At 63.4% G+C, this 17506-nt stretch carries 14 protein-coding genes; 6 read left to right on the plus strand and 8 right to left on the minus strand.

Annotation, left to right across the window (positions count from 1 at the left end; genetic code table 11):
* Positions 1–280 precede the first annotated feature (280 nt).
* Complete coding sequence (locus DES52_RS22685; RefSeq protein ID WP_146237405.1) at positions 281–637, minus strand: hypothetical protein; 357 nt, start codon at positions 635–637, stop codon at positions 281–283.
* Positions 638–2060: 1423 nt separating this feature from the next.
* On the opposite strand from DES52_RS22685, the gene DES52_RS20310 reads away from it, so the two are divergent.
* On the plus strand, positions 2061–2921 hold the full coding sequence (locus tag DES52_RS20310) for an IS5 family transposase (protein WP_110888662.1): 861 nt from the start codon (positions 2061–2063) through the stop codon (positions 2919–2921).
* A 124-nt stretch (positions 2922–3045) separates the two neighbouring features.
* Here DES52_RS20310 and DES52_RS22690 read toward each other — a convergent pair whose 3' ends face one another.
* Together DES52_RS22690 and DES52_RS23635 are read right to left on the minus strand one after the other, a co-directional pair.
* Complete coding sequence (locus tag DES52_RS22690) at positions 3046–3270, minus strand: hypothetical protein (protein ID WP_146237406.1); 225 nt, start codon at positions 3268–3270, stop codon at positions 3046–3048.
* 482 nt (positions 3271–3752) lie between these two features.
* Positions 3753–3884, minus strand: a complete 132-nt coding sequence (locus DES52_RS23635; RefSeq protein ID WP_281268590.1) for a hypothetical protein — start codon at positions 3882–3884, stop codon at positions 3753–3755.
* Between the two features lie 134 nt (positions 3885–4018).
* Between DES52_RS23635 and DES52_RS20315 the strand changes: the two genes are divergently transcribed.
* Both DES52_RS20315 and DES52_RS20320 read left to right on the plus strand, forming a co-directional pair.
* Positions 4019–6079: an ATP-binding protein gene (locus DES52_RS20315; protein WP_110888663.1), complete on the plus strand. Its 2061-nt coding sequence runs from the start codon at positions 4019–4021 to the stop codon at positions 6077–6079.
* Positions 6080–6292: 213 nt separating this feature from the next.
* A complete protein-coding gene (locus DES52_RS20320) occupies positions 6293–6634 on the plus strand; it encodes a DUF805 domain-containing protein (protein WP_281268591.1) in 342 nt (113 codons plus the stop codon).
* Positions 6635–7586: 952 nt separating this feature from the next.
* Here the strand turns inward: DES52_RS20320 and DES52_RS22695 are convergent.
* A complete protein-coding gene (locus DES52_RS22695; RefSeq protein ID WP_146237407.1) occupies positions 7587–7928 on the minus strand; it encodes a hypothetical protein in 342 nt (113 codons plus the stop codon).
* Between the two features lie 43 nt (positions 7929–7971).
* Between DES52_RS22695 and DES52_RS20330 the strand changes: the two genes are divergently transcribed.
* Positions 7972–8493 carry a GNAT family N-acetyltransferase gene (locus tag DES52_RS20330; RefSeq protein ID WP_170131193.1) on the plus strand — a complete coding sequence of 174 codons (522 nt, stop codon included), beginning with the start codon at positions 7972–7974 and terminating at the stop codon, positions 8491–8493.
* Between the two features lie 701 nt (positions 8494–9194).
* Positions 9195–10487: an amidase gene (locus DES52_RS20335; protein ID WP_170131194.1), complete on the plus strand. Its 1293-nt coding sequence runs from the start codon at positions 9195–9197 to the stop codon at positions 10485–10487.
* Positions 10488–10491: 4 nt separating this feature from the next.
* On the opposite strand, the gene DES52_RS20340 is transcribed toward DES52_RS20335, so the two are convergent.
* Together DES52_RS20340 and DES52_RS20345 are read right to left on the minus strand one after the other, a co-directional pair.
* A complete protein-coding gene (locus tag DES52_RS20340) occupies positions 10492–10857 on the minus strand; it encodes a TlpA family protein disulfide reductase (protein WP_245901197.1) in 366 nt (121 codons plus the stop codon).
* A gap of 267 nt (positions 10858–11124) precedes the next feature.
* Positions 11125–12066 carry a GNAT family N-acetyltransferase gene (locus DES52_RS20345; protein WP_110888669.1) on the minus strand — a complete coding sequence of 314 codons (942 nt, stop codon included), beginning with the start codon at positions 12064–12066 and terminating at the stop codon, positions 11125–11127.
* Positions 12067–12071: 5 nt separating this feature from the next.
* Here DES52_RS20345 and DES52_RS23190 point away from each other — a divergent pair, with 5 nt between their 5' ends.
* The gene (locus tag DES52_RS23190) at positions 12072–12239 is read left to right on the plus strand and encodes a hypothetical protein (RefSeq protein ID WP_170131195.1); all 168 of its coding nucleotides are present in this window, start codon (positions 12072–12074) and stop codon (positions 12237–12239) included.
* A gap of 199 nt (positions 12240–12438) precedes the next feature.
* On the opposite strand, the gene DES52_RS20350 is transcribed toward DES52_RS23190, so the two are convergent.
* A complete protein-coding gene (locus DES52_RS20350; RefSeq protein ID WP_110888670.1) occupies positions 12439–15021 on the minus strand; it encodes an MXAN_6230/SCO0854 family RING domain-containing protein in 2583 nt (860 codons plus the stop codon).
* Positions 15022–15830: 809 nt separating this feature from the next.
* Positions 15831–17324 carry an Ig-like domain-containing protein gene (locus DES52_RS20360; RefSeq protein WP_110888672.1) on the minus strand — a complete coding sequence of 498 codons (1494 nt, stop codon included), beginning with the start codon at positions 17322–17324 and terminating at the stop codon, positions 15831–15833.
* Positions 17325–17506 lie beyond the last annotated feature (182 nt).

Here is a 17506-nt window from a genome sequence, read left to right on the forward strand (position 1 = left end):
GGAACTTCGTGGCGAAGGACCTGCAGGACCTCAAGCGGCGATGGACGCAAGGCTTCGCGTTGGTGCGCCACAAGAACCTTGTGCTCGCCTTCTTCTGCCATACCCCAACGTGATCTCCTCCGATTTCTATAGAAATGTTCATGACGAATCCCGACGGCTTCAGTGACAAGATCATCGTCGATGCCAGCGAGCACAGCAATGACTTCTACGTCGCGACGCCCGTGGACCCTAAGAGCAAGCCCCCATCCTTTCGACGGGGGCCTTTCTATTTGGGACTTTACTACTTCTGCGTAGGCGTGACGTAGCCGATTCGTTCGAAGGAGAGCCAAGCCGTCTCCGAGAAGACGACGAGGCGTTGGGTGTCCCCACTGATGATGTAACCCCACGACGTATTCATCGCCTGATGAAAGACTCCAGGAACGGCGTACAGACACCGCTCGCTCGGCTTGGGCGGCAGGGGGGCGACCTTCATCTGCATCGCGTTGTTAGCAGCGGCAATGGTGCCTTCATACGTCCCGCAGCCCAAACGACCTCGAATCGAGTTCCCCACGATGAAAAGATCCGTCGTGGGGAGCGGGGATAAAACAGGGGCTGTTCCCACGGAAGTCATCTTCGTCAACCTCCAGATGCCGTTCATGGGGGCTGGCGTGCTGGCATCTTGAGCAGCGGAAAGACCCGTTGATAGGACAAGCGCGGCTAAATAGCGTCGCATAGGTTTGTATCCTCCTGCTTTGTCATGAGACGCCGTTGACGGTCGGCGTGAAGTTCCTCCCTCCTTTGGCTCCCTTGCCTTACCGCTCCGAGCCTGGGATGACCAAGCCCCGGCACCCCTCCCGCCGCTCGCCAGCGTGACGGCCTGGGTCTCACGTCCGACGTCACGCTGCGCATCACCGCCGTCAGCGGCACCGCCGGACTGGCCCAACTCGAAGGTCAATTGAATGGCGCAGCAGGCGCCGGGCATACGCTCGGCGCTGCTCTCGAGGTCGCCATGGCCAGTCTCGCCGTGGAGTTGATCGGCCAAGTTGCCGCGTGTGCTGCCCGCTGGGTGCCGGGTGACGATGGGGCGATGGTGGCGGTCAGCATGACGCCCGCGCTTTTTGGTTTCGAAAAAGTCAGGTTATGGACGTTGGCTCTCTTCGTGCCATGCACAAGTACCTCGGCTCTAAGCTCCGCCACAACTCGCTCTGCCGGAAGGTGATGGGTTCGGAGTGTGTGAGGTGTGTCCCGCATGGCCAACTCAACGGGATGCACTACGAGCGCCATGGCCGCTTCAAGGCATGCTTGAAGATGATGTCGTGCAAGTCTCGGACCATGCGTCCTCCTGACCGCCCGAGCGGGGGCATCATGATTGTTCCAGTGCCTCTTTCTCTGGAGAGGTGATGCTGCCTCGGATGAAGCGGCAGTATTGGCCAACGACATGGAATATTCTGCAGTCCATCGGTAGTTTGCTCACGACGTCGACGACACTCCAAGGCAATGATGTCGACGTCTATTTTGCAATATCGGTATATAGATTCACTCACGGCAGGATGTCAATATCTATTCGCGGTAGGTGAATGTTGTTTCGATTATGGGACGTGCCGGGGGCTGAGAGTGAAGAGTTTGCTTGTTTCGGTTGTGTGCATTACCTTACTGATTGGTTGCGATTCCCATCGCTATGGACTTGCTCGTATCACAGAAGAAGAGGTCGTCGGTAAGTACGTCAATGGATACGGCTCCAGCTATGTTCTTCTCGATAATCACGAGGTGAGACTAAAAAGACCGGATGGCTCCGAGGTGGTGGGAATCTGGAAATTTGTGGCAGCCCCTGAGTTCTCTGCCGTCGACCTTAAGGTGTGTAAATATTATAGTACTGCGCCCGGCGAGTGCAGAACAGGCGTTGGTATTTACAGAAAACTGTTTTACTACTATGATAACAAATTGGTCTTGGGCGCCGATAGAGATGCGACGCGAAGTTTTCGTGAAAGTAGTGATGCTCTCAGAGCGCCCAGCAAAACCTCAGATTAGAGGGTGTTTGAAAAGGCTGTGCTGAACGATGTAAAAGCACCGTACCATCTTTTATGACACGCTTTCCAAGCGACCTCACGGATGCCGAGTGGGTCATTCTCGCACCCCTCCTGCCGGTCCCAGAACACCCCGGTCGACCACGCAAGTGGTCCTTGCGCCTCATCCTCGACGGCATCTTCTATTCGTTACGCACCGGCTGCGCCTGGCGGTACTTACCCGATCACTATCCGCCCTGGCAATCGGCCTTCCACTATTTCCACATTTGGCGCATTTCAGGCTTGTGGGAAGTGCTCAACGCACAACTTCGCGAGCGAGTTCGAGAAGCGGCAGGTCGACTCGCACAGCCCTCCGCGTGCATTCTCGACAGTCAAACCGTGAAAACCACCGAGCAAGGCGGCGTGAAGGGCTACGATGGAGGCAAGAAGATCAAGGGTCGCAAGCGCCACGTACTCGTCGACACTCAGGGTCTGCTGTTGAAGGTCAAGATCCTGGCGGCCAACGTGACGGACCGGCTCGGCGGTGAACTCTTGCTGCCGCTCGCCAAGCCGCTCTTTGCCCGATTGTCTCATCTGTTCGTGGATGGTGGGTACAAGGGCAAGTGGGTCGAGTGGGTCAAACAGACGTTGCACTGGACCGTGGAGGTGGTGCAGCGTCCGGATGCGAATATCCGCGGCTACTGGTTGCTAGAAGGGCACGAATTGACGCCGGAGCAGATCAAGACCTTGCGAGGGTTTCGAGATTTCAAGGTTATTCCGAGGCGCTGGGTGGTCGAGCGGACCTTCGCCTGGACGTCGAGAAATCGTCGATTGGCGAAGGATTACGAGCGCTTACCGGAAATGGGAGAGGCGCTGATGTACGCCGCGATGGTCCGCTTGATGCTCACTCGACTTGCAAGCGAGAAAAGTGCGTCCTGAATGTGTTCAAACACCCTCTAAGCACTGGCGGGATGGCAGTCGATGAGCCTGAAAGGTACACGTGCGCCAACGCCATAAGCTTGATGGCAAGTTCCTTGTGCTCTACAAAGCCTTCAGAGGGTGCTCAAAGGCTCGAGTCAGTTACGAGCGTCGCCATGCACGTTCCAATGTCCGTCCACTTGCTCGGGTCCACGTCGGTCTTGTCCTCGAAACGCGAGCCGCGCAACGTCCCCTTGAGCGTCGTGGCATTCGGTGTGAACGCGCGAATCGTGCACTCCAACCCGCGAATTGGCAAGACGTTCATCACCGTTCGGTAACGAACCGGACCGAACCAAACAAAGCGGATCACCTTGGCTTCAGGCGTAAAGCCAACATAGCCGAGGGGCCTGCTATCGCCCGCTGATACGTTGGATCGCGGCGCGAAGCTTGTCATTATATTCGTGTAACCCGCCGCATCCACGTTGCTGAACGTGTCGGGCGCCCCAGTCCATTCATCGAAGCGGTGGAGATGACGGTAGACGCAAACTGTCCATTATTGGCAAATTGACTGTACGTGGTCTCCAACGCCCAACTTTGTCCAACGCGAAGGGGAGTCGAATCGAGCGCATTGTTCAAGTTCGAGGCTATGGTCGTGGTGGCCGTCGGAGCGCACGCGACGAGTGCCAGAAGGACGAAGAGAGGAAGGAGCAGTCGTTTCACGGGCCCGAATGTAGTGTCTCGAGCAACGTGACGGCTGTGAGCTTTCGGTCTGCCCAAGCGTTGGAAGCTCGGGAAATCGCAGAGGCGCTTGTGAATCGCTTGCTGCCATGTCCCACCCCATAACGGAGTTCTTCAAGGGCGTTTCATGCGATCCAGCAGGATGAGGATCAGGGCCAAGAGGAAGAGCTGACCAAGATTCGACCATGCGGCGTAGATGTCATCTCGTGCAAATCCACGGATCGAAAGCGCCACGTTCGCAATCATCAGTACTCCAACAAGAATCCGGGTTCATTGCGTTTGCCCTTGCAGGCTACCTCGCAGTGACTATGTCCACGCGCTACATCAAGCACTGTGAGCCAACGAGCCGCCAACTCGATTTGCTATTGTGAAGCCGTACCATGACGCTTCACGCCTGGCACGCTCACCTTATAGGAGCAGCCCAGCTCGAGTCGAACGACGGACTCAACGTGCCGCTCGAACGCAAAACAGCCGCCTTGCTGGCTTACCTCGCCCTTGAAGGGCCGACGCGGCGCCCGCAACTCACGGAGCTCCTCTGGCCGGACACGCGCGAGGAGGCGGCTCGCAACAACCTCGTGCACCTGCTGCGCAAACTCCGCGGCCACACGGGCAGCGACCTGATCGAAGGCGGTGGAATCCTCACGCTTGCCAAAGGGATGTCCATCGACGCCTCGAGCGCTCGCGAAGCGTTCGTGCGTGGAGATCACACCACGTTCCTCTCCTTCGAAGGAGAGGTTCTCCAAGGCTTGACGTACGACGACTGCCCGGACCTCGACGAATGGGTGTACGGCGAGCGCGAGCGGCTCGACACGTGGCGGCGCATCGCGCTTCGTCAGGAAATCGAGCGTGTCCAGCAGACCGGCGATTACGATGGTGCGCTCGTGCACGCGTACACGCTGCTCGACCTCGATCCCACGTCGGAGGATGCCCACCGACGACTCATGCGCCTGCATTACCTGCGGGGCGACCGTCCCGCCGCGCTCCACGCGTACCAGAAGTGTCGTGACGTCCTTTGGCGGGAGCTGAACGTCGAGCCGCTGCCTGAAACGAACGACTTGGCGCGGGCCATCGAACGTGGCGCCGTGCCGACCTCCGTGCGCACCACGAATGTCGCACTTCCGCTCGCGGTGCTGCGCCCTCCCGTGCTCGTGGGACGCGAGCGCGAGTGGGAGCGGATGGAGGAAGCGTGGGCGCGTGGTCAGTACATCTACGTCATGGGCGACCCAGGGGTCGGAAAGACGCGCTTGGCGATGGACTTCGCTCGCAGCAAAGGCGTGGTGCTCGAGTTCAAAGGGCGGCATGGCGACGCGAACCAGCCGTTCACGTCGTCGGCCCGCAACTACCGCGCTTCCCTCGAGCGTCGGCCCGACGTCGTGCTCGAACCGTGGGTGCGCCGTGAACTCGGGCGGGTGCTGCCTGAATTCGCCGCGCATGGCGAGATCCTGCCGCCGCTGGGTCACAGCGATGACTTGCTGCGGTACCGCCGAGCGATGCTCGAACTTTGCCGTGCGGCGTGGAGCGACGTGGACGTCGTCCTCGTCGACGATATCCAGTTCTACGACCACCCCTCGCTCGTGGACGGCGTGTTTTTCTTCGGACAACCTGAGCATCCCGGTCACTTTCCGCGCGCCGTGTGCACGTTTCGACGAGGCGAGTTGCAGCCTGACATGCAGCGCGAAATCGACGAGCTGGTGCGACTCAGCTTGGCGGTCCTCATCGACGTGCCGAACCTCGCCATGACCGACACCCACGCGTTGCTCAGCGACTTGGGCGTACCTGACGATGAACGCTTCCGTGATCGGCTCGCGCGGTACTCGGGTGGCAGTCCCTTGTTCGCGCTGGAGATCGTCAAGCACCTCGTCGAAAGCGGCGCCTTCGAGACGGATGAAAACCTCGCGACCGTCAAGCTGCCGCTCACGCCGAAGGTGGGTGAAGTCATCGCGCGCCGCCTCGAGCGACTGTCCGCGCCCGCTCTCGGTGTGGCGCGCGCGGCGGCCGTGCTGCAAAGCGACTTCGACCTCGAGCAGATCGCGGAGGTGCTTGGAGGTGGCTTGCTGGACGTCGCGCAGGCGTGGGAGGAACTGGAGCGCGCGCAAGTCGTATCCGGAGATCGCTTCACGCACGACCTGGTGTACGAGGCGGTCGAGGCGGCCATGCCATCCTCGGTTCGTCAACTGCTGCATCGAAGTGTCGCTCGGATGCTCGAGCGATTCGGCAGCGGCGCGGCTCGCATCGCGCACCATTGGCGTGCCGGTGGCAAGGCGTCGACGGCCGCGCCATGGTGGGTGCGGGCCGGCGAGGATGCGTTGGAAGGTTTTCAGCTCGACGAGGCAGCGCGCTTCTTCGAAGCGGCCGCCGAAGAATTCGAGCGTGGCGGAGAGCACGCCCGAGCGTCCGACGTACGTTCGCGTATGGCTACTGTCAATATGAGGTCTTCGTGATGCAGCGAGGATAGGATCATCGACGCCATCGTGCTCCCGTGGATGGCGGGCGAGAAGGCGAAGGATCGCTGGTGGGCGGAAGGAACGCGAAGACTGACTTGAAGATCACCAAGGAGGGACCTCGAGTTTCAAACGGAAGGGTCCTCGCACATTCGCACATCATGAAAAAGAGTCGAGTGTCATCCTGACTTCAACGAGCCTCCAAGGGGAATCGTGAGCGTTGGAAGGAGACGCGAGTTTTGGATGTTCAGCCTCTTCAATCTGATCGTCACGATCCTTTTGACGGTGTTGGACGTGGCTCTGGGTCTCGGTGATGAGAATTTTGGAATTTTAAGTGGAATCTATGGCCTTGCCGTCCTCGTGCCCTCCATCGCGGTCGGCATTCGCCGCCTCCATGACACCGGCCGATCCGGCTGGTGGACCCTGATCGGCCTGGTACCGCTTGTTGGCGCCCTTGTTCTGCTGATCTTCGACGTCCAAGAAGGCGAAGCTGGAAGCAACAAGTGGGGACCGAACCCCAAGGCTGAAGTCAATCCGTACGCCGACAGCGCCTGAGGTCGAACCAAAACAAGCTCTGACACGACGACGAAGGCCAGAAGATCACTCTTGGCCTTCGTCGTCGAAACATTCATGCTACTTTCCGCACGACTGTGGACGTCGATGAGAATCTCGCTGGAGCAGGATCGTTTCGACCGAGCGCGGCTTGAATAACACGACCGCCCTCACAGGGGTTGACGTGTCGCTGTGCATGCCGCCGGTGTCCGTCCACGTACCCGACTCAAGTCATTGTCCACGCCGAGGAGTCATCCGGGTCAGTCGGAGGCGGCTGCGGAACGTAGGGCGGAAGGGATGCCAAGGATGACGATACGGCATCGTGTACCCGCGTAGCGTGCCCTGAAATCGAGTATTACCGGACCCGTACTGCGTCACGCGACATTCGAAGCAGTCGGTCGCCGTCTTGAGCGTCTTGGCAGGTTGCGTCCGTACGAACCACACCGCGTTCCCTCGCGCGTCGAAGCCCGCGTACCCGGACAGGGACGTGAATCGAGCGGTCGAACTGGACTCCAGTTCAGTGGTTAGGATCTTGCGGTCGTCCGCTTTGCTCGAGTTGCTGAACGTGTCGTGGCCGTCGGGGTGGGGATACTGCTTGAGTGGGATCGTGAATCCCACCGGTTGGTTCCGGTACGTTCCTTCGACGTGTCAAACTTGGTCTTGTTTGAAGGGCGTCTCGTTGAGCGTGTCGGCGGCGTTGGAAGTCGGACTCGGGGCGCACGCGGCGAGCAGGGTCGTGAGGGCCAAGGGTGCAAGAAGCATGAAGGAGGCTTTCACGGGGGAAGTGAGCACGCGGGGTGGTGCGTCGGCGGGCAACGGCTCAACGCCACCCCTCCGACCTATGTTGTCGTCACCCCGCTCGGAACGCCACAGCCTGAGGGCATGTCGCAAATCGTCGAGAACATTCAAGCTGTTAGAGCTCGGCCGTGAATCGGAGTGTCCGGGGACTCCCGAATCAATCGTTGGGAGGAACGCCTTCCGAGCGATCGGACCGAAAGATGGCCTTCAGCCCATTTTCAGACCTGATGTAAAATACCCACGGAAACACCAAGTACAACGCCGCATGAACCGCCAGGACCGTCGACAACGGTGCGTGCAAGGCAACGATGGCGAGTGTCACGAAAACCGAGCTGTCATGCCGAGCGACTACCAAAGGTACCCGACGTCCAAGGCTTTCACCCAGTTCCATCCATTCAAACGCTGGCACCCCGATGCTCAATCCTTGGCGATGTAAGTTGACAGCAAAACCAAATGGCAGCACATCGAACTCGATCCGGTGATGCCCTATGAATGCCACCGGCACTCCTGGGTCGATTCCAGTGAATTCCTCTGGAGGTCAGATGTTCACCATCCAGCCAGCCACGGCACGGCAGCAGCACGAGGAGGCGCTCGAACTCTTCAACGAGTACATCGAGGCGAACTGCTTGGCGCTCGAGCAGCACTACGGAATTGACTGGGACGCGGCAGCCACCCGTGAAGCGGATCGGGCGAACCTCAGGCTGTTCTTGGCTTCGTACGGTCGACTGTGGCTCGCACACCAGGCTGATGTTCCAGTCGGAGTGCTCGCCGTGAAGTTCCACGAAGACGGTGCGGCGGAACTCAAGCGCATGTATGTACGGCCTGACAGCCGACGGCATGGCATCGGCCGGGCGTTGCTTGAGCGCGCCATCGAGGACGCGAAGCTGCTGCGGTTGGACAGCGCGGAGTTCATGCACGAAGCACACGAGCTCTACCGAAGCGTGGGATTTCATATCACGCCTCCGTACTCGGGAAGCGAGATTCCACTCGACCTCCAACGACACTGGGTGTTCATGGAGTTACCGCTCGGGGAAGCTCGCGCTTCGCAGTTGGACGCTGGATGAGTCGAAGGCGAAGCTGACGGTACGTACCGCACCTCAATCTGGCCGCCATCTCATGCACTCGAACCCACGTCGGAATCGATAAAACGTCGACCTTCGACGATCACACTCTCGTTCGCACGGCTGACGTGCTTGCTCACCCGTGAAGTAGGAACCGTTGTTTTCCCCGAGGCTCCGCCAATGGCAAGCTGGTTTCCAACATCAAGCGCTGTGATGATCGCCGTTCGACGACATCGAATGGGACACTCTCGAGTTGAGTGTCATCGTGGAAGACCGTGATCTTCACGAGATTTCAACCGCGCCTCGAATTCATGGCGAACACATCCCGGCGAACGAGCTCGCTCGACGTTCGGCACGTTTGCTCGCTCGAAAAGCGGGCTGCTTCCGTCTCGGGCAGGTCGAGGAGACGGCCTTGCAATTGGTACTGCGCGGCCTGTGCAGGGGGAGATTTTTATGGCAGGGACCTCCTTCGACCTTGTGGGTGCGTGCCTCGGGTTGGGCGGAGGGCGGGTTGAATTGGGAGTGGCTTTCAGCATACGGGCCCACGGCGTTGCGTGAGCAAAGGAGCGGCTGAACAGCCGCATAGCCGCTAAAGCGAGCGTCATAGCTCAGCCATGCCGCAAGGCGCATGTTGGGCTCACGACCATCATTCCTCACCCCTCAGGAGCCTGCATGACCGACCTCACCGACTTGTCCTCACCGACTTGTCCGCCGCCGTCCTCGCCCGCCTCGTCGCTCAGAAGCAGTGCTCGTCGCTCGAAGTCGTCGACGCGTACATCGCGCGTTGCGAGCGCGCGGTCGCGCTCGGGGCCCTCGTGCTGCCCGCCTTCGACGAGGCGAGGCGCGAGGCGCGCCACCTCGACGAGCGTCTCGCGCGTGGCGACCGCGCAGGGCCGTTGCACGGCGTGCCCCTGACGGTCAAAGACTGGATCGAGGTCGCGGGCTTGCCATGCCTCGCGGGCGACGAGGCCCGCCGCGGAGTCATCTGCCGCGAGGACGCCTCAGCCGTCGCTCGCCTGCGCGAAGCTGGAGGCGTCGTGCTCGGCAAGAGTGCCGTGCTACCCGATACGGCGGTGTACGGCCGCGTGTCTCACCCGCGGGGAGCGCACCTCAGTCCCGGCGGGTCGAGTTCCGGCGAGGCGGTGCTCGTCGCGACACATTGCAGTCCGCTCGGACTCGGCAGCGATTCGGGCGGCTCGATTCGCCAGCCTGCGGCGTTCTGCGGCGTCTTCGGACTCAAGCCGACGTCAGGCCGAGTGCCCCTCACAGGGCACGTGCCGCGCATCAATCCGCTCGCCGATCCGCGCACGGTGATCGGCCCCCTCGCCCGCTCGGTCGAGGACCTCGAGCTCGCGCTTCACGTCGTCGCGGGCGAGGACGGACGCGACGCGAGCGTCGTGCCCGCGCACTTGGGCCGCGCGAGCGAGGTGCGTGTCGAGGCGCTCCGTGTCGCCTTCTTCGACGCCTTCGCGGGCGAGGACGGCGAGACGCGCGTGAGCGAGGACGCCTCACGGGTGACGAGGTCGGCGGCGGCGGCGCTCGCGCACCTCGGCTGTGAGGTCGTCGAGGCCGCACCACCGAACCTCGGGGCGGCGATGCGCCTCACGCGGCAGTACTGGGCGCGGCCCGAATCCGCGTCGTGGGACGAGTGGGAACCGGACGGGCGCTCGACGCTCACCGCCGACGAGGTCGAGCGCCATCTCTTCGAGTGGGACCGCTTTCGCCGCGAGGTCCTGCGCTTCATGGAAAGCGTGGACGTCGTGCTGACGCCCGTGACGCGCGGCGGCGCGGTGCGTCACGGCGAGGACGAGGGCGGCATCGACTTCACGGCCCCGTGGAGCCTAACGGGTCAACCGGCCGTCGTCGTGCCGTTCGGAGAAACGCGCGATTCGCGACCGCTCGGTGTGCAGATCGTGGCGAGGTCGTGGCGCGAGGACGGCGCACTCGCGGTCGCGCGCCTTCTTGAGCAGGCGCGCCTTCCTGCTGCTCGCGGATGAGGCGTCACGGTCGTTGCACCAGCTCGGCGAGGAGGTACTCCAAGCGCGTCTGCGCGTTCTCCTGGCTGCCGTACACGCTGCGCAGCAGCGTTCCATCGACCGCGAATGCCAACCAATGCGGCGTGCCTTCGGTTTGCCATGTCTCGGCGATGTGCCCGTCAAGGTCGAGCGCGACGGGAAACGGGAGCTTGGCGAAGGACTCGGCGAAGCGCCGCACGGTCGGCTCGACTCGGTCGCGTTCGAGAAGTCGGTGCCCACGCGACGTGTGAATTCCAAGGACGTTCACTTGACCGCCGTACTCGTGATGCAAGCGCTTCAGAAAGGGAATACCCCGCGTGACGCAAGCCGCGCACTCCACATTGAAGAACATCACGAGCCCCGGCCGACTCCATTGTGGCGGAGCTGGCAAGGGCTCGCCATGAACGAAATCCTGCGTTTGAGGCCAGGAAACACGAAGCATACCCGAGGGTACTCCAGTCCCGTCGAGGCGGCGCGGCAAGCGACGTTGACGCGTCGACAAAAATCGTTCGGTCCAATGCACACGGGCAATAAGGCGGCACGTCCGGACCTGAACAGTATGGTCACGAGTTCCACGAGCCACCGTTGATCCCGGTGCAGCCGGGGAACGGTCGGCACCTCAAGATGAAGTGCGCATGCGCCATACGCCCACCGTCGGAACAAAGCCGAGACGTTCGTTGACGCGCAGCATCGCCGCGTTCCGCGCGTCGTTGTCCGTCTGCATGCATGTTCCACCCTCGTTGCGCGCCGCGCGGGCCGACAAGGCCTTGAGAGCGGCGCTCAAACCACTGCCGCGCTCGTCCCGCGCGACGCCCGTTCCCCAAATCATCATGGTGCCGTCCTGGCGCGGTGAGCGCACCAGCGTGAAGCCGACGGGTCTGTCTGCCCGCATCGCGACGAACGAGGCAACCCGGGACGTGAAGGGATTGCGAATCACGCCGCGCTCGAAGTGCTCGAACGGTTCCTGTGCGCGGTGTGCGGCCGTCGGCTCGTCCTGCATGACGGCGCTCACGAGGGCGTGCAGGTCTTGCGCCGCATGGTGCTCCAGCCAAGAGTGCAGCGGCACGAATCGTACGCCCTCGCGTTCCACACGCGTCACCTGCGCCGCGAATCGCTCGAACGAGAATGCTTCGAGCGGCAAGACCGACGCGAACGAGTGCGAGGCCACGTGCAACCCTCGCCGTTCTGCCCATGCCCGGCTGGTAGGGTCCGCGTCGAGCACACGTCCTTCCACGCCCACCGGACGCGCCGAGTCCAAGAAAGGTCCCAAAGCCTCCAAAAGGGTGCGAGCGACGCCTTCGCCGCGTCGCTCTCGATCGACGATCACGTGGACATTGAACCAGCCGGGCAAGTTCCCCGCACCGTGCTGGAGCGTGGCGGCGCCCACGAGTCGTTGCGCGTCGAACGCGAGGAGTCGCGCGAATGGCGCGTCGGGAACTCGGAGCGATTCCACGAGATTGAAGCGATCAAGGGAAATCGGCGAGTGGTAGCTCTGGTTGAAAAGCGTCAGGAAGCGCTCGGCGTTCTCAGGGCGATAGGACTGGAGGGTGAGGCGGGACACACTCCATGATGTCGACGATTGCGGAAGCGTGGCAAGCGATCAAGGCACGTGAACGGCCCTCAGAACAAGAGGCGCGGCTCGTCGTGCACGTTCCACCCCTCGGCGCTCGGAACGACGCCAATCCGAAGTGTGTGGCGCACGGCAGCACGATTTGTCCGGCGCTTCGCGCTTGAAAGATCCAGCCGAGGCTGCTCGAGGGGCATTCACGCTCGGAGCAGGGCTTGAACGCTCGAACGCCTGACTGCCGAAGCCGAGTGTCGCCTCGGTGACGCCCACTCGGTACCTGGGCGTCGGGTATGACCGCCAGAGAAGCAAGTCGTCAACCTACGCTTACACGACGTGCAATGACGACCTGCCTCGAGAACCGCGTGATCAGGCGGGCGCGGTTTCACGCACGTGCAACTCGGAAAGCAAGGCGCCGCTGTCAATGCGCGAAACGTGCACGTCCACGACGTCCCCTTCGTCCACCGCGAAGGCGACGCTGCCCGGCGGCAACTCCAACGCGCGGCGCACGAACGCCCCGAGCACCGCCTCTTCGCCTATCGATAGGTTCACGTTCGCCTCGTCGGCGTCCGACCGACTGTTGACGCGCGCGTGAAACGCGGCGGCATCCTCCTCGGGTCGGCGGCGGTACCTTTCCGTGCCGCCCCCTTTCCCCAGGACGAGCACTTCCCGCGCGCGGCCCGCCGCGTGCACGAGCGCGAGGTCCCACAACGTGGCGCGCCCACCACTCTCGAAGTGCGCGTCGACGTCCCGCACGACCTTCCCGAGCGCATGCTTGTACGTGCCGACGCGGTGCATGCCGCCGCGCGGCTTGACCTTCACGTCCAGCCAGCGCAGCGTGCGCCGCGCGAAGTCAACGCACAGCGGCGCTGCCACTTTCCCACTGCCCGAGAGGTCGAAGCGTTGCTCGACGCTGCGCGCGTTGAATACCTTCCCGACCCGCTCGGCGCGCAGCATCACGCCCGCGAACGCTTCGGGCATCACGTCGAACGCGACGTCGTTGTAACTGAAGATCACCGGCACCGCGTACCGCACGCCCGCGCCGCGCAGCGCGTCCACGTCGAGGTCGAGGAACTCCGACGCTCCCTCGGGCGCGGGCGCGCTCGTGAAGTCACCGGAATGCACGGCGCCCGCGCCGAAGCGCAAGTTCGTGAAGTCGCACAAGCCCACGAAGGTCCACGCGTCGTCATAGAACGCCACGCTGAGGTCGAGGTCCACTCGTATGTCCTGCGGTTGCACCCAGTGCACGAAGAGGCGCAGAAAGCGCTCGGGCGGTACGTCGAGGTGCGCGCCTCGTGGCCAGGCGACGAGCGCGCGCGACGCTTTGCGCGCCGCGACCGGTACGGGCACGCGCGCGAGTCCTTCGTCGAGCACGGCGCGCTCGAAGGACGGCAAGGCGCTCGCGCGCCTCACGAGCTCCGCGTCGAACACGGCCGTGAACGGCGCGGTCACCTCGTGCGGGAGAAGCGGGCGCGTATCGTCGATCGCGCGCGCGTGCGCCGCGTCGCCTTTCGGAAAGAACACCCGGCGCGCGTGAGGCTCGTGGCGACGGGCGAGATGTGCGCTGAGGCTCAGCAACATCGGAGCCGTCAGGCGCGGCGCGACTGCCCGCGCGGTCGCTTCGACGTCGGCGAGCAACGCGGGCTCGCGCGCGACGACTTCGCGCAGCAACTTGTCGAAGCGCCGCCCGAACTCTCCCGGACGCTGCCGCAAGAGACGCAGCGCGTCATGCACGTCGTGACGCGCGAAGGCCGTTTCGACGTCGCCGCTCCACGCGCGGTACCGCACGACGTTCCCGCTGAGTCGCGTGCCGCGTACGGCGTTCGCCGCGCTTTCCACGCGGTGCGCGAGCGCGTCGTCGCGCAAGGCCGTGCCGCGCAGCACCGCGAACGCGAGCGCGACGCTCTGAAAGCGCGCGGCGTGCTCGAACGGGTGCAGCATCTCGCCCGCCCGCTTCCAATCGCCGGGGTGACGGCCGAGGTCCTCCACGAGCGCCTCAAACCGGAGCGAGTCGAGCGCGCCGAGCAGCACGCGCCGTAGCGCGCGCGGCATGGAAGAGACGTTCGCCGCTTCCGTAAGCGTGCCGTTCCCGCCGCCGTACGCGTCGATGACGCGCAGGACGTCCGTCGCCGTCTTGAGGTGCCGGGGCAGCACGGCGAGGGCCGCGTCGCGCGTGCGCTCGCTTCGCAGCAGCGTGGTGAACGCGAACGCCATCGTTTCACGCATCGGCACGACGTCCGGCACCACTGTCAGGGCCTCGCCCTCGAGCGAGATCAGCAGCACCGCGAGGCTCTCGCGATCTTGAGGCGACAGTGGCGTCGTGCGGCTCAGCAGACGCGTGAGGAGCGCGGTCGCTTCCACGTGCACGTTCCCGCCGAGGTGCAAGGCGCGCAACCGCGTGGGCTCGCGTGACGCTTCCTCCGCGGGAAGGGCGGGCGTGGCGAGGCGGCGGTGGCAGATGGGGCACCCGCCGAACTCCGCCGGGTCGAAGGTGCCGTACGCGCACGCGCGCTCAGGCGCGCTGTGCGGCCCGACGTGCGTGCTCGCACCACGAGGAAGGTCGTCGTGGTCGAGCGCGCACGGTTCGCCCGGATCGCGCGCCGACCACGTCAGCACGCGCCGCAAGTAGAACGCGAACGTGTCGTTGGGCGTCGTCAGGGGAAAACGGCGGAAGAGCGTGACGTGCGTCGCGTGCGCGCCGACGTTTCGCTCGAGGGTCCGCGTGAGGTGCTCGCCGACGTGGCGGAGGGTCACGTCGTCGAGAGTGCGCAGAGCGACGTGGAGATCTTCGGTCAGGACGTACCCCAACTCGAACAAACGCCGTTCCAACGCACGCAGCGCCTTCACCGCGTTGCCCGGTCGTGCGTGCGCGGGCGACGCGGCAGGCAGGAACACCCGCTTGGAGGTGCGGAGCAGCAGCGTGGTCAAGTCGTCGTTCGCGTGGAAGGTCATGGGCACCTCGAGATGGAAAAGCGCCGCTGGAAAGCGGGCGCGCTGCGTGTTTGAGTTTCAATCAAGCGGAGAAGGAAGCGCGCCCTGAGCCAGCGGCGATGAATTGCGAGGCGGAAAGCGGACACGCTGCGAACTGGACAGGTTAGGAGAAGGAAGCGCGTCCTGAGCCGCCGATCGTCAGCGTAGCAAGCGTGGCGCGGCGTGTCCTGCGCCTGTTCGCTCAGGGGCGCTGAGCGCATCGGCGTAGTCCGGGCGCCGAGCGTGAAGAGGCGGACGGCAACGCGCGGCGCCTTCACGTACATGCGTTCGAGGTTGCTGCGAAGGCGAGCACGCGGAGCGGTGAGCACACTCCATTCGCTGATGGATCGGCACGGCGGTGACGGCGCCCACGCGGTCCTTGCCAGACGTGCACTGCACCCCCAGCGGCAAGGGCGGCGTCGCGTCACACCGGGAAACCGCGGCGTCGTGACGAGGCACCTCGGGACTCGACGTTCGAGCAGATGCGCGCCCTCCGACGACTGGAACACGCCGAGCTTTCCCGCGTGCGATCCGGAACGGTGGAAACGTGATGACCTCGCCGTGGGTTCGTCATTGTCGGGGTCCGTACAACCTCGACTTACGCGCCGCCACGGGCACCGTCGGGTGACAACGCGCTACGAGAAACTGGCGAAGGGTGCTGCCCCGAAAGCTCCTTTTTGCCTTCACGTCGTAACCACCTCCATCGGCTTGGCAACGGGGGAGACGAAGAAGACAAGCTCGCGCAAAGCCGGAGAGCGGCGGCGACGTGGAAGTCACCTCGCAAAGGCCGTTCAGGGAAACTGGAATTCGATCTTGCTTTGCGCGGCGCACCCCCTGATGTCTTCGAATTCGACAACCGTACTGCCCGCGAAGGGCGCGTTCGCTCGCCCGGTGGTGTTCCGCACGACGAGTGGCGTGAGAGAGCCGTCCGACTCCACGTACGCGACCTTGAGTTCGTAGCGGGCGAGGGGCAGTTCGTTCAAGTCGAAGGACGTACTGTCGGTGCTCCAGCCACCTTTGGCCACGGAAACCACGGTGTCGACGCCTGGGACGCGCGCGCCGTCGACCGCGTTTCCGAGGGGGCGCAAGGTCACCTTGAACTTGTTGACGCGCTGATCTCCGATGAACCGGGGACGCTCGGCCGGATTGGTGGTCACCACGAATTGCTGCGCGACGATCAAGTGCGCGACGTTCGTGTCGATCTTGAAGTGCCTCACCGCGCCGTCGGCGGCGAAGAACAATGCTCCGTCACCGTACGGTAGGCTCGGCAGGCACATCGGCATGTCCAGCCACGACACGCTTGTGCTCGCCGTCGCCTTCCAAGCCACTTCAGGCGTGAGGCGCGCCTTGTACGCGCCCTTGGCGTCCGTTCGGTACTCTCCGAGACTGTGCACGAAGTACCCGCTCACCGCCGGGTCGATCTTCACGGAGGCGCCCGGCAAGGGACGTCCGAGCGAATCGAACACTTGTCCCGTGACGTATCCGGGTTGCCCTTTCGTGATCACGGGAGACGGATTCGCCGCTCGAGCCGCCGTCGGCTGTTCCAAGGAAGCGGGCTCGCCGACTTTGGCGAGTCGCAACGCGATGTTCGCACGGGGCGCTTTCACTTCGAGCGCTTGACCGTCGGCGCTCGTGAGGCGCGCCACGTAGTCGCCGTCGTCGAATTGCTCGTTGCGATTCACGTCCTTCCAAGCGACGAGACGGTAGGCGCTGCTTTCCAACCCCTCGATCTTGAACGACGCCTTCGTGCCCGCCACGTCGAGGGCCATCATCTTGCTGGCGTTCTCGTCGCACCCGTCGCCTCGCACGACGCAAGCGATCACGACGGTTCCCTCGAGGTTCACGCCCTTCGGCGCTTCCACCGTGCCCGACAAGGAACGGTCGCCGTTCGACGTCGAAGAGCGGCCTCGCACCGTCATGGAAAAGGCGAGGTTCGTGCCGGGCGCGGCGACTCGACCGGGCGTGCCACTTCCCGCCTTGCTGAAAAAGCCCGAGTAGTCGCCGTCGTCCATGTCACCGGAGCCGTTCATGTCTTTCCAGGCGATCAACTGGTACTCGCCCGCTTTCTTAACCGTGAGGGAGAACGCGGCGTGAGGCCCGCTCGCGGTAACTTGTGTCCCGACCGAAAATTGCTCGTCGCACGCGTCACCCTTTGGAAAGCAGGCGATGACGTGGGTGCCTTTCACGTTTCCGCCGCTCGGCGCGGAGACGGTGCCGGACAGCGTGAGGGGGGCGGCGGTCGCGAGACCCAGGGTGAGCAGGGCGAGCGTCAAGGTGTGGCGCATGGAATCTTTCCTCCGAGATGAAGGTAGATAACGCGGCATGGCCCCGTCGTGATGACGAGGGGGCGGCCCGTCGTGTCGAGCTTCGTGCCGAAACCGCGTGCAGCAGACAGGTTTTCCCTCTCGGCCGTCGTTTCCTCCCTGTCATCCGGTTGCCATGTCGAATCGACGAGCACGAACGCCCT

It is taken from the genome of Deinococcus yavapaiensis KR-236, assembly GCF_003217515.1.
GTDB classification, from domain to species: domain Bacteria; phylum Deinococcota; class Deinococci; order Deinococcales; family Deinococcaceae; genus Deinococcus_A; species Deinococcus_A yavapaiensis.